10 protein-coding genes are annotated in these 13,031 nt (G+C 66.1%); 6 read left to right on the forward strand and 4 right to left on the reverse strand.

Annotation, left to right across the window (positions count from 1 at the left end; translation table 11 throughout):
• Positions 1-96: 96 nt before the first annotated feature.
• The 3 genes from AABA84_RS24485 to AABA84_RS24495 all read right to left on the reverse strand — a co-directional run bounded on the left by AABA84_RS24485 (position 97) and on the right by AABA84_RS24495 (position 2,676).
• Positions 97-957 carry a ribonuclease HII gene (locus AABA84_RS24485; protein WP_338313486.1) on the reverse strand — a complete coding sequence of 287 codons (861 nt, stop codon included), beginning with the start codon at positions 955-957 and terminating at the stop codon, positions 97-99.
• Between the two features lie 73 nt (positions 958-1,030).
• Positions 1,031-1,486: a VOC family protein gene (locus AABA84_RS24490; RefSeq protein WP_338313487.1), complete on the reverse strand. Its 456-nt coding sequence runs from the start codon at positions 1,484-1,486 to the stop codon at positions 1,031-1,033.
• A 23-nt stretch (positions 1,487-1,509) separates the two neighbouring features.
• The gene (locus AABA84_RS24495) at positions 1,510-2,676 is read right to left on the reverse strand and encodes a PA0069 family radical SAM protein (protein WP_338313488.1); all 1,167 of its coding nucleotides are present in this window, start codon (positions 2,674-2,676) and stop codon (positions 1,510-1,512) included.
• 210 nt (positions 2,677-2,886) lie between these two features.
• On the opposite strand from AABA84_RS24495, the gene AABA84_RS24500 reads away from it, so the two are divergent.
• From AABA84_RS24500 to AABA84_RS24515, 4 genes are all read left to right on the forward strand, one after another.
• On the forward strand, positions 2,887-5,301 hold the full coding sequence (locus AABA84_RS24500) for a phosphoketolase family protein (protein WP_212249314.1): 2,415 nt from the start codon (positions 2,887-2,889) through the stop codon (positions 5,299-5,301).
• Positions 5,302-5,303: 2 nt separating this feature from the next.
• On the forward strand, positions 5,304-6,494 hold the full coding sequence (locus AABA84_RS24505; RefSeq protein ID WP_212249313.1) for an acetate/propionate family kinase: 1,191 nt from the start codon (positions 5,304-5,306) through the stop codon (positions 6,492-6,494).
• 82 nt (positions 6,495-6,576) lie between these two features.
• Positions 6,577-8,505, forward strand: a complete 1,929-nt coding sequence (locus tag AABA84_RS24510) for a hypothetical protein (protein WP_212249312.1) — start codon at positions 6,577-6,579, stop codon at positions 8,503-8,505.
• A 10-nt stretch (positions 8,506-8,515) separates the two neighbouring features.
• Complete coding sequence (locus AABA84_RS24515) at positions 8,516-10,126, forward strand: PEP/pyruvate-binding domain-containing protein (RefSeq protein WP_338313489.1); 1,611 nt, start codon at positions 8,516-8,518, stop codon at positions 10,124-10,126.
• On the opposite strand, the gene AABA84_RS24520 is transcribed toward AABA84_RS24515, so the two are convergent.
• Entirely contained in the window at positions 10,120-10,959 is an 840-nt protein-coding gene (locus tag AABA84_RS24520) for an RMD1 family protein (RefSeq protein WP_338313490.1), read from the reverse strand. The two genes, AABA84_RS24515 and AABA84_RS24520, sit on opposite strands and share 7 nt — an antisense overlap.
• 325 nt (positions 10,960-11,284) lie before the next feature.
• Between AABA84_RS24520 and AABA84_RS24525 the strand changes: the two genes are divergently transcribed.
• Together AABA84_RS24525 and AABA84_RS24530 are read left to right on the forward strand one after the other, a co-directional pair.
• Positions 11,285-11,860, forward strand: a complete 576-nt coding sequence (locus AABA84_RS24525) for a glycosyl transferase (RefSeq protein WP_338308524.1) — start codon at positions 11,285-11,287, stop codon at positions 11,858-11,860.
• Positions 11,861-11,923: 63 nt separating this feature from the next.
• Positions 11,924-12,883, forward strand: coding sequence for a bifunctional helix-turn-helix transcriptional regulator/GNAT family N-acetyltransferase (locus AABA84_RS24530; RefSeq protein ID WP_338308525.1), 960 nt, complete (start codon positions 11,924-11,926; stop codon positions 12,881-12,883).
• The last annotated feature ends 148 nt before the right edge of the window (positions 12,884-13,031 follow it).

Here is a 13,031-nt window from a genome sequence, read left to right on the forward strand (position 1 = left end):
GGCCCTATTCGCTTACAAACACTTTGATAGGGGGCGCTGCGCGTTGTGGCAACGACGGTTTCCTCGTCATGCCCGGCTTGTCCCGCCTGGCTAACTCTAGAGATTCGCCGACGCGTCGATCTCGACGCTGGCTTCCACCGGCACCTCGACCTCGGTGACCGTAAACAGATCCTGCACCGGCTCGACGGTCCACGGCATGTGCTTGGCACGCGCCGCCGCGACCGGGGCGAAGAAGCTGCGGTGGTGGACGGTGGGACCGAGGCGGTCGAGTGCGTCGAGGTGCTCGGGGACAGCGTAGCCCTTGTGCTGCTCAAAGCCGTAACCGGGGCAGTCCTGCGCCAGCGCGCACATCAGGCGGTCGCGCGTCACCTTGGCGATGATGGAGGCCGCGGCGATCGACAACACAATGCCGTCGCCGCCGATCACCGCCTCACAGTCGCATTCCGTGTCGAGCCGGTCGCGACCGTCGACGAAGACATGCCTGGGCGCCTCCGGCAGCGCCACCACGGCGCGCTTCAGCGCCCACAGCGAGGCGCGCAATATGTTGTCGCGATCGATTCGCGACGGCGAAGCCACGGCGACGGAGACCTGGGCGGTGGCGCAGATCTTGTCGAACAGTCTTTCGCGCTCCTCCGCCGTCAGACGCTTGGAATCGTCGATGCCGCGCGGAATCCGGTCGGGGTCGAGAATCACCGCGGCCGCCACCACAGGACCTGCCAGCGGCCCGCGGCCGGCCTCGTCGCAGCCGGCGACGGGCCAGACGCCACGCTTGATCAGCGCGCGCTCGCGCCGGAAGCTCGGCGGTGCGACCGCGATGATGCCTTTCCTGGCAGCGCCCTTGCCCGGCGAAGCCTTGGTCGCAGGCGCCTTGCTGGCCTTGGCGGGCGCAGCCTTCTTCGCAGCGTCCTTCTTTGGCGCGTCTTTGGCCGGTGTCTTGGCGGACTTGTCCCGAATCATGGCCGGGATCGTGCGCAAGCGGCCCGGCCGGCGCAACCGGGAACCCCTCGCAATTCCCGCTATTCAGGCCGGCCTACTCCGCCAGATGCACGCGCCGGTCCTCGCCGACCGCGATGCCGGGTGCGACCACGACCTCCCAGGGATGGCCGTCGGGATCGGCGAAATAACCGGAATAACCGCCGTAATCGGTCTCGTGCGCGGCCTTCAGCAGCTTTGCCCCTTTGCCGAGGGCGAAGGCCATCACCGTATCGACCTCCTCGCGTGTCCGGCAGTTCCAGGCGAGCGTGATGCCGCGGAAGGTCGACGGCCTCGGCTGGTCCGGCAACGCCGCGTCGGCCGCAAGCTGATCCCAAGGATACAGCGCGAGCACCGGACCGCCGGTATCGTAGAACGCCACCGCCTCGCCGGTCGCCTGCAGCCGGCGCGAGAACCCGAGCGCGTCGTAAAAGGCGATGCTGGCGCGGATATCGCTGACACCGAGCGTGATGACGGTGAGCCGCGGCACCGGAGCCGAAACTTGCTTACTCATGCGACGCCTCTTCCACTTCCCGATCAGAACAGGCTGAGCTGATCGCCGTTCCGCTTCGGCCGGGAAAAGTGATCCGTCGTCAGCTTGGAGCGCCGCTTGTTCAGCCCGAGCCTGTCGCAGGCGATCTCGAAGCGGCGGCCGATGGTCCAGGCCATCGGTCCAGTGCCCTTCATCCGCTCGCCCCATTTCGCGTCGTAGTCGCGGCCGCCGCGCATGTCGCGGATCAGCGTGAAGACGTGGCGATAGCGGTCCGGATAATTCGCCATCAGCCATTCGCGGAAGAGATCCCGCACCTCCAGCGGCAGCCGCAGCAGCACGTAGGAGGCTTCCTTGACGCCGGCATGGGCGGCGGCATCGAGGATGCGCTCGATCTCGGAATCGTTCAGCGCGGGGATTACGGGCGCGACCATCACGGTGGTGGGAATGCCGGCGTCCGAGAGCTGCTTCAGCGCCTCCAGCCGCTTCGGCGGCGTCGAGGCGCGCGGCTCCATGCTGCGCGCCAGCTTCGGATCGAGCGAGGTGACCGAGATCGCGACCTTGGCGAGGTTGCGCTTGGCCATCCGCGCGAGAATGTCGATGTCGCGCACCACCAGCGCCGATTTGGTGACGATGCCGACGGGATGGCCGGCACGCTCGAGAACCTCGAGGATGCCGCGCATGATTTTGCGCTCGCGCTCGATCGGCTGATAGGGGTCGGTGTTGGTGCCGATCGCGATCATCCGCGGCTCATAGCCGGTCGCGGCGAGCTCTTTCTCCAGCAGCGCCGGCGCCTCGGGCTTCACGAACAGTTTTGCCTCGAAGTCGAGCCCCGGCGACAGGCCGAGATAGGCATGGGTCGGCCGTGCGAAGCAGTAGACGCAGCCATGCTCGCAGCCGCGATAGGGATTGATCGAGCGGTCGAAGCCGATATCGGGGGAATCGTTGCGGGTGATCACCTTGCGTGAGGTGTCGACCCCGACACTGGTCGTGAACGGCGGCAGCTCTTCCAGGCTCTGCCAGCCGTCGTCGAAGGCGACGCGCGCCTCGGCCTCATAGCGGCCGCTGGCATTCGACTGTGCGCCCCGCCCTCGCCTGCGCGCGCGGTCGATGGCGACGCCCAGCTCGGGAAAGTCAGAGTCCACACCCGCCGGCTCGGAGGGCGCCTTGACCGGCGGGTGTTTGAGAGCATGAGAGGATGCTGCTGGACTCATGAAGCCAAGATAGCACGCAAAAGGAACAAATCAAGAACGTAAACAAAAAATGGGAAAACAACCCCATGCAAAGTAGCCGCCCAAATTTCGGGCGCGGTCTTTTGACCTCACGCAACATGCCCGTCGCAATGATTTCGTTTGATGCCGGCCAGGGATCGATCGTCGCGGAACAATGTTGGTGACGATCGCCGGGTGAAGGTCAGCAGGAACATGACAAATCAACAACAATCGGCCGCGGCAAGCAGCAACCTCGACCTCCTCGACCGCTACTGGCGCGCCGCGAACTACCTCTCCGTCGGGCAAATCTACCTGCTCGACAATCCGCTGCTGCGCGAGCCCTTGCGGGCCGAGCACATCAAGCCGCGTTTGCTCGGCCATTGGGGCACGACGCCGGGCCTGAACTTCATCTACGCCCATCTCAACCGCGTCATCCGCGCGCTCGATATCAGCGTGCTCTATGTCTGCGGCCCCGGCCATGGCGGGCCGGGCATGGTCGCCAATACCTATCTGGAAGGCAGCTACAGCGAGATCTATCCCGACATCGCGCGCGATGCGGACGGCATGCGCAAGCTGTTCAGGCAGTTCTCGTTTCCCGGCGGCATTCCGAGCCACGCGGCGCCGGAAACGCCGGGCTCGATCCACGAGGGCGGCGAACTCGGCTACGCGCTGGTGCACGCCTATGGCGCGGCGCTGGACAACCCCGATCTGATCGTCGCCTGCGTCGTCGGCGACGGCGAGGCCGAGACCGGCCCGTTAGCTGCGTCCTGGCACTCCAACAAGTTCGTGAACCCCACCCATGACGGCGCGGTGCTGCCGATCCTGCATCTGAATGGCTACAAGATCGCCAACCCGACCGTGCTCGGGCGGATGCCCGACAGCGAGATCCGCGATCTCTTCCGCGGGTTCGGCCACGAGCCGCTGTTCGTCGAGGGCGACGATCCCAAATTGATGCACCAGGCCATGGCGGATGCGCTCGACGTCGCGCTCGCCAGCATCCGCTCGATCCAGCAGCACGCCCGCGACGGACGCAAGGCAGTCGAGCGGCCGCGTTGGCCGATGATCGTGCTGCGCAGCCCGAAGGGCTGGACCGGCCCGAAGGAGGTCGATGGCAAGAAGGTCGAGGGTTTTTGGCGCGCGCATCAGGTCCCGGTGGCGGGCTGTCGCGAGAACCCGGCGCACCTCAAAGTGCTCGAAGACTGGATGCGCAGCTACGAGCCCGAAAAGCTGTTCGACGCGAGCGGCGCGCTCATTCCGGAGCTTCAGGCGCTCGCGCCCGAAGGCATTCGCCGCATGGGCGCCAATCCGCATGCCAATGGCGGCCTGCTGAAGAAGGAGCTGAAGCTGCCGGACTTCCGCAGCTTCGCCATCGAGGTGCCGCGACCCGGCGGCGTCATAGCCGAAGCGACGCGCGAGCTCGGCAAATTCCTGCGCGATGTCATCCGCCTCAACGCGCAGGAACGCAATTTCCGCATCATGGGTCCGGACGAAACTGCATCAAACCGGCTGGATGCGGTGTTCGAGGAGACCGAACGGGTCTGGATGGAGCCGATCGAGCCTTACGACGTGCATCTGGCGCAGGACGGCCGCGTCATGGAGGTGCTGAGTGAGCATCTCTGCCAGGGCTGGCTCGAGGGCTATCTGCTCACCGGGCGCCACGGCTTCTTCTCCTGCTACGAGGCCTTCATCCACATCGTGGATTCCATGTTCAACCAGCACGCCAAATGGCTGAAGGTGACGCGGCACCTGCCATGGCGGCGCCCGATCGCCTCGCTCAACTATCTCCTGACCTCGCATGTCTGGCGTCAGGACCATAATGGCTTCAGCCATCAGGATCCCGGCTTCGTCGATCTCGTCGCCAACAAGAAGGCCGACATCGTCCGGATCTACTTCCCGCCCGATGCCAACACGCTCTTGTGGATCGCCGACCACTGCCTGCGCACCTACAACCGCATCAACGTCATCGTCGCCGGCAAGCAGCCGGCGCCGCAATGGCTGTCAATGCAGGACGCTGCGACGCATTGCGATGCCGGCATCGGCATCTGGACCTGGGCCGGCAACGAGGACGCAAGCGGCGAGCCCGACGTGGTGATGGCCTGCGCCGGCGACGTCCCGACGCTGGAGACGCTCGCCGCCGTCGACCTGTTGCGCAAGGCGCTGCCCGACTTGAAGATCCGCGTCGTCAACGTCGTGGATCTCATGACGCTGCAACCGAAGGACCAGCATCCGCATGGCCTGTCCGACCGCGATTTCGACAGCCTGTTCACCACGGACAAGCCCGTCATCTTCGCCTATCACGGCTATCCCTATCTGATCCACCGCCTGACCTATAACCGGACCAACCACGCCGGAATGCATGTGCGCGGCTTTGCCGAGGAAGGCACCACGACGACTCCGTTCGACATGGTCGTGCTCAACGAGCTCGACCGCTACCACCTCGCGATCGAGGCGATCGAACGCGTGCCCGGGCTCGCCGCCAAGGCCGCGCAGGCGAAGCAGCAATTCCGCGACAAGCTGATCGAGCATTCGCGCTACGTGCGCGAATACGGCGAGGACATGCCTGAGGTCCAGGGCTGGGTCTGGCCCAACAGTTCCGGCGGCAATACCCCGGCCGAAGCCGGCGACTAGCCATGTCGGACACGGTCCTCGTCCTCAACTCGGGATCGTCGAGCATCAAATTCGGCCTGTTCGAGATCTCGGCTGTTGAACCCAGCCTGCTCTGCAAGGGGCTGCTCGACGAGCACGAGGCAAAACCCCGGCTCGTGGTGAAGAGCCCCGCGGGCGAAGATCTGTTCGAGACACGGAATGAGACGCCGGACGCCGATGGCGGCCATCTGTTCGCCGATGTGCTCGCCTTCATCGAGGACCGTTTCGGCGAACACCATCTGCGTGCCGTCGGACATCGCATCGTTCATGGCGGGCCGGACTATTCAGGGCCGATCGCGCTGACCGACGACGTCACCGCGAAGCTGGAGGCATTGACGCCGCTGGCGCCGCTGCACCAGCCGCGGTGCCTCGCGCCAATTCGTGCGCTCGCGGCGATCCGGCCAGCGCTGACGCAGATCGCCTGCTTCGATACGGCGTTCCACCACGGCCTGACGCCCCCCGCGAGCCGCTTCGCGATTCCGAGGCGCTACGAGGAACATGGCGTCCGACGCTACGGATTTCACGGCCTCTCCTTCGAATATGTCGCGGGACGCCTTGCCGAGATTGCGCCGGAGCTCGTCGCCAAGCGCGTCGTCATCGCGCATCTCGGCAACGGCGCCAGCCTGTGCGCGTTGCGCAACGGCCGCAGCGTGGACACCACCATGGGACTGACGCCGCTCGACGGTCTCGTGATGGGCACACGCTGCGGCACGATCGATCCCGGCGTGCTGCTCTATCTGCAACAGCACAAGAAGATGTCGATCGAGGCTGTCCAGCACCTGCTCTATCACGAGTCCGGCCTCATCGGTGTCTCCGGCATCTCCGCGGACATGCGCACGCTGCTTGCGAGCGGCGAGATTGCCGCACGGGAGGCGATCGATCTCTTCACCTTCCGTACAGCGCAGCAGGTCGCGATGATGGCGACCACGCTTGGCGGCCTCGACTGTCTGGTCTTCACCGGCGGCATCGGCGAGCACGCCAAGGAGATCCGCAGCGCGATCGGCGAACGTCTCGCATGGATGGGCGTGCGCATCGATGCCGTAGCGAACGATGAGACGCGCGAGCGCGTCGACAGCGGCGACAGCGCCGTCGAGATCTTCGTCATTGCAACCGATGAAGAGATGACGATCGCGCGCCATTGCGCTGCTCTGATCCGCGAACACCACGTCACGTGACGTTTTTATGAATGATCTGCCGCAACGATGCCGCCAAGGACTCGTGGCATGGAGACCGCATCACTCATCGGGCGGACAGATCATGAAGACCCACATCATCGAAGAGCTCGGACAAGGCGACATCCTGTTGCCCGCGCTGGTGGCGGAAGGGCTCGCTGCCAACGACCGCATCAAGGTGCGGATGAGCGCATTGCAGGCGGCGGCCCAGCATGCGCAGCAGCCGGGCCGGCCCGCGAGCGACCTTGACGTCGAAAGTCAGACTGCAGGCATAGCCCCTGCCGGGATCGCGACGCTGATCGGCGGCGCCCATCTGATCGGACAAGGCCGGCTCGCGGCGCCCGACCTTGCGAAGCTGATGCAGGAGATTGCGGACGACGCAGCGACCATGATCCGCGCCGTCGGCGCGGGCGCAGCGAGCGATGGCGAGAGGGCGCAGGCGCGGCTCGACACGATCCGCGCAGCAGGCCTGCTCGAGGCCGCCGGCGAGATCGAGATGTCCCATGTCGCGCGTCTGACCGGCGTGGCCGACAGCGGCGGCGACAGCCTGCATCGCCTCGTCATGGATCTGCACAAGCAACTCAACAGGCTTGCGGCGAGCTGCTCGGAAGAAGCGCTCGACGGCGCCCATGTCTTTGGCCTGCACAGCGAGGACCGGACGGCCGTCGCCGCCTTCATGAAGGGGCTGAATGCGACGCGCGGTCTCAAGTTCAATCATCCAGGCCTCGACACCATGGCCACCCGCGTCGCCGGCCGCCTGCTGATCCAGAACGACATCGGCACCACGGACGCCCACGTCGTGGTGATCGCGGTGAAGAAGAACGCGGTCACCGTCACCTACACCGACGTGCATCTGGCCCGCGCGAAATTCTTCATTTCACTGTTCGACGATTTCGAGGCGACGTGGAGCGGGCTCGATCGTCACACCGCCGCAGGCCTCGGCGAGGACAATTCGTTCTATCTCGTCACCGGCCAGTATGAGACCGGACACGCCGCCGATCGCAACGAATTCCTCGCGGCGGTCGGTGCCGCACTGGTCTTTCTGATCGACTGGAACAAGGCGCGCAAGCTGCTGAGGACCTGGGTCGCCAAGGAGGACGCGGCACGCATCCTGGAATGGGCTGCGGGTCAACGGATCGGCCATCGCGGCTTTCTCGAGCTCGGTGGTAACGATCTGCTCAGCTCCGCGGTCCGCAACGCCGCCCCCGCGCGGATCGGCTTCGGCGAGCGGCTCGACCAGGCGCTCGGCCGCACCGCCGCAATCGATTTCCTCAAGGCGTCGCTGCGCGCCTCCACCGAGGCACTGCTTGCGGGCCGATCGGTCAGGACGGTGCGCGACCAGATCGAGGCCGATCTGATGCGGCACCTGGATCGCGTCGACGGGGCTCTGCTGGCAGCCGTGCTGCGTCAGATCGGCCTCGCCCACGATCTCGTCGCCGCGATCTCGCGCCATATCGCCGCGTTGCGGACCGGTCAGCCTGCCGACGGCAAACTGCTGACGCAGCGCTGCGGCGCGATCGAGCAGAAGGCCGACAGGATCGCGCTCGAGAGCCGCAACGAGGTCGATCGCCTCAATGCGCGCCCGCTGATCGGGCAACTGATCGATCGCGCTGAGGAAGCCGTCGACGAACTTGAGCAGGCCGCATTCATCGCCTCGCTGATGCCGGAAAGGACCGATCCATCCCTGCTGGCATCGCTGGCCGAGCTTTGCGCGGTGGCACAGACCGCGACCGAAGCGGCCGCGAGCGGCGTCGCCGCAGCCATCGACGTGCCGGAGGGACGGCGCGCCGATTCCGAGGACGCGCTCTCCGCCGTGACCCGCCTGATCGATGCCGAACACGCTGCCGACAGCCGCGAACGGGCGACGACTGCACTGGTGTTCGGCGGCGGCTTCGACGTCGCGACCTCGCTGTCCGTGATCGAGCTCGCCCGCGCCGTCGAGCGCGCCACCGACCGCTTCGCCTCGTTCGGGCATCTGCTCCGCCGTCACATCATGATCGATCTCGCAGCTTGAGGAAGCCACCATGCATATCGCGCGTATCGGCGCTGAAGCCGCCGAATTGCCGCCCGCCGAAGAAATCGGCGCCAAGGCCGCCAACCTCGCCCGCATGGCGGCGCTGGGCCTGCCGGTGCCGCCCGCCTTCGTGCTCCCGGTCAAGCTCTGCGCCGACATCATTGCAGGGCATGCGCACGCCGCACGACACCTGCGCGACGGCTTGAAGGAGGGCATCTCGTTCCTGGAGAGCGCCACGGGAAAGCGCTTCGGCGACCGCAGGCAACCGCTGCTGGTGTCGGTGCGTTCGGGCGCGGCGCGATCGATGCCGGGCATGCTCGACACCGTTCTCAATGTCGGCTGCACATCCGATGCCGTGCACGGCCTGATCCGCGCGACCGGCCGTCCCCGGCTCGGATGGGATTGCCGGCGCCGTTTCCTGGAGAGCTTTGGCGAGACCGTGCTCGAGCTCGACCAGGCCGCTTTTGCCGCGCGCATCTCGGAGCTGGTCGCAGCCGAATACGCCGGCAGCGACCGTGAGCTCGACAGCGAAGCGCTGGAGCGGCTCGCCAGCCGCGAGCAGGCTCTGATCGAGGATCGCGCCGACGGCTCGCTGGAGGACGCCTTCGCGCAGCTGGAGGCGGCAGCCCAGGCGGTCTATCGCTCCTGGACGAGCGAGCGTGCGCAGACCTATCGAAGCCTCCAGCACCTCGAAGCGCTCGAGGGCACTGCCGTGACCGTGCAGGCAATGGTCTTCGGCAACAGCGGTCTCGCCTCCGGGGCGGGCGTGGCATTCTCGCGCGATCCGTCGACGGGCGCGCGGCGCCCCATGATCGACCTCGTGCTCGATGCGCAGGGGGAAGACGTCGTTTCCGGAAGACGCGCACCTGATACGGCCGAGGCGATCGCCCGCGAGCTGCCGAAACTCGAATCGGAGCTTGGCGATGTGCTGAAGCGACTCGAGCACGCGTTCGCGGATGTGCAGGATGTCGAGTTCACGGTCGAGAACGGCAAGCTCTGGATCCTCCAGACCCGGGCGGCCAAGCGCACGCCACGGGCCGCCGCCAGGATCGCGATCGACCTCGTGCATGAATGCCTGATCTCGAAGGACGAGGCATTGGGGCGCATCGCGGAGATCGACCTCGCCTCGCTCAACGAAACCAGATTGGTGTCCGCCGGCAAGCCCGCAACGACCGGCATCGGTGCCTCCGGCGGTATCGGTATCGGACGGGCGGCGTTCTCGTCCGAAAGCGCTCAGCGCCTGTCGGCCGCCGGCGAGCCGGCCATCCTGCTGCGTCCCGACACCAGCACCGCCGACGTCGCAGGCTTCGCCCTGGCCGCCGGCATCGTCACCTCGGTCGGTGCGCGCACCTCGCACGCGGCCCTGGTGGCGCGACAAATGGGCAAGCCCTGCGTGGTCGGCTGCCGTGAGCTGAAGATCGACCCTGTCGCCGGACGGGCCGAGCTCGGCGACGTCGCATTTGCCGAAGGCGATTGGATTACGATCGAAGGCGATGCCGGAGAGCTCTATCTCGGACGCTGCGAGACGATCCGGACACGGCCCGAAGCCGAGCTTGCCGAGATCGCCGCGTGGCAGGCGCAATCCGGTCGACAGGACAGACGCGCCGACGCGCCTCAATGAGTGCCGGTCAGGTTCTGAAAGCACCCGATCGCGACCTCGATCACGATCAGCACCACGACCGCGATCTCCAGGCGGAGTGAGCGCTGGGTGTCGATGATGTCGGCCAGCGCGTTGGCGGTCTCCGACACCGCGGTGAGCTTGCGCTCGAGCGTGTCGAGACGTTCTTTCAGCTCGTACTCGTCCTCGAGGCGGGAATAGAGCCGGTCGAGCTCGGGCTTCTCCCAGAGCACGTCGGGCTTCTCGGCGATCGCGACGCGGCCGGCGACGCGCTGCTGCACCAGCAGTGCATTGCCGATCAGTTGCAGGATGCCCTTGCGACGGCGCGGCGTGCGGCCGTGCTCGGCGAGCTCCCGCGCAAACGGCTCGATCACATCGAAGACCGCGGCGACGCGGCGCTCGTCGCGCGCCAGCGACGTGCTTTTGGCGAGCGCGTCCGCAATCAGCAGCAGCCGGTCGTCGGAGAACTTTGCGAGGCAGATCGGCCCGCCCGGCTGGATCGCCTCGGCGCTTTCATCCTTGCAGAGCTGCGCCTGCGCGATCTCTTCCTCATACGGGCTGAGCTCGCCGATCACGCGTGACTTGAGATTGTCGATGAGGACCTTCTCCTCCGACGGAAGCAGCCCGATCAGCACCACGACGCCGTAGCGGAAGATCACGGCAAGGCCGGCATGGACCCGGAAGGCGGCGGGCATCGACGAGACCAGCGCGCCGATCTCGAGACCGGAGGCGTTGATGCGGTCGCCCAGCATCAGCGCGCGGATCCGCAAGGTCGGCGCAGCCTCCGGCTTCGGCGACGTCGACGCCGTGCCAACAGCGAGTTGATCGGCGTTCACAGGAAGCCTCCGCCGGCACCAAAATCACACATTTGCCGTTCGAACCTTTCTTGCAGGGCGCCCCCTGCCTGCAGGAGCCAGCTACCCGCGCGCCACGCAATGTTGCCGCGAAACTCCGGGTTAATACCCTCGGGACGAGCTTGTACCGAAACAATTGGCAACATTGCCAACCCGCGCGTGACACATTTGGCTGCGATCACTGGCTGCAGTTTACCATCGCACGCCGAAGCGCCGCCGGAAAGTTGCACTCGGCAACGCCACGTGTTTATGACAACATCATAACAAGCTACGCTTCTCCCGAAGTGCAGACATTGAAGCCTCAATCATGCTGAGCGTCATCATTCCGACTGAAGGCGTCGAGCAGACCGCGGTGGCGACTCTGGCCGCGCTGGTCCCCGGGGCCGCCGCCGGAATCATCCGGGAGGTGCTTCTGGTCGACGGCACCCGCAACGGCGTCATCGAGCGGGTTGCCGACGTCGCAGGCTGCCGTTTCGTCGGCTTCGAGGGTTCTTCGCAAGGCGCCGCGCTCGCGGCCGGCGCGCTCCAGGCCCGCTCGCCGTGGCTGATGTTCCTGCCCGCAGGCGCCGTGCTCGAAACCGGCTGGATCGAGGAAACCACCCAGTTCATCCAGGCTGTCGCGACCAGCGGTCGGGACCGTGCTGCCGTGTTCCGCTATGCGCGCTCGCCTTACGCCGATACTGGATTGCGCGACATCCTCCGGGCCGTGATGCGCAGGCTGATCGGCCCGCTCGGCGATCAGGGCCTTTTGATCGCGCGTGATCATTACGACCGGATCGGCGGCTACCCGCCGCAGGCCCGCCATTCCGAGGCGCGGCTGCTCCGGCGGCTCGGCCGCTCGTCCCGGACCATGCTGCGCAGCCGGATCGTCATGGTCGGCTGAAGCCACCTCATACTTGCCAAAGTCAAATAATTAGTTGACAATGGCAAATATCGAGGTGCCGTCATGCCATCAAGCCCTTCCTCATCAGCCCTCGCGATCGAACAGGTCACTGACGATCGCATCGCAGCGGTCCGCGCCTTCAACCGCTTCTACACCCGCAAGCTCGGTGTGCTCGACCAGCATCTTGGAAAGAGCCCGTTTTCGCTCAGCGAGGCCCGCGTGCTCTACGAACTCGCGCATCGCGACGAGCTGGCGGCAAAGGAGATCGGAATCGAGCTTGGCCTCGATCCCGGCTATCTCAGCCGCATCGTGCAGAGCTTCGACGAAAAGGGGCTGATCACGCGCAGGCCCCTGCCCGCAGATCGCCGGCAATACCAGCTCAGCCTCACCGCCAAGGGCCGCCAGACCTACGCCAAGCTGAACCTGAGCTCGCAAAACGAGGTCGCCGCAATGCTGGCTCAGCTTTCGGCCAGCGATGCAACACGGCTCACGCAGGCCATGGCGACCATCGAGGCCGTGCTGGAGCAACGTCGAACCCAGCCCGCGGCGTTCATGCTGCGCAGCCATCGCGTCGGCGACATGGGCTGGGTCATCTCCCGACAGGCCGCCGCCTATGCCGCGGACTACAACTGGGACATCAGCTACGAGGCGCTGGTCGCCGAGATCTGCGCACAGTTCATCAAGAACTACGATGCCGCGCGCGAGCACTGCTGGATCGCGGAAGTGGGCGGCGAGCCGGTTGGCTCGATCTTTCTGGTGAAGGCCACCAACGAGACCGCCAAGCTGCGCCTGTTGCAGGTGGAGAAGAAAGCGCGCGGGCTCGGTGTCGGCCGCGCGCTGGTCGAGCAATGCCTCCAGGGCGCTCGCGAGCGGGGCTACGGCAGGATGACGCTGTGGACGCAAAGCATCCTGGTTGCCGCACGCGGCATCTATCAAAGCGCAGGCTTCAAGCTCGTGAAGGAAGAGAAGCACCACAGCTTCGGTGCCGATCTGGTCGGCGAGACCTGGGAGCGGGATCTATAACCGAGCGAGGCGCAGACACAGCATCGTTTGGGCGGGGGCCTCTCTCCACGAATCCGAAAATCGTGGGGTGGGCAAAGGCGCATTAGCGCCGTGCCCACGGACCTTGCGTTGCGGACAGAGATCGTGGACACGCTTCCGCCTTCGCTCT

Source organism: Bradyrhizobium sp. TM239 (genome assembly GCF_036247985.1).
Taxonomy (GTDB): Bacteria; Pseudomonadota; Alphaproteobacteria; order Rhizobiales; family Xanthobacteraceae; genus Bradyrhizobium; species Bradyrhizobium ottawaense.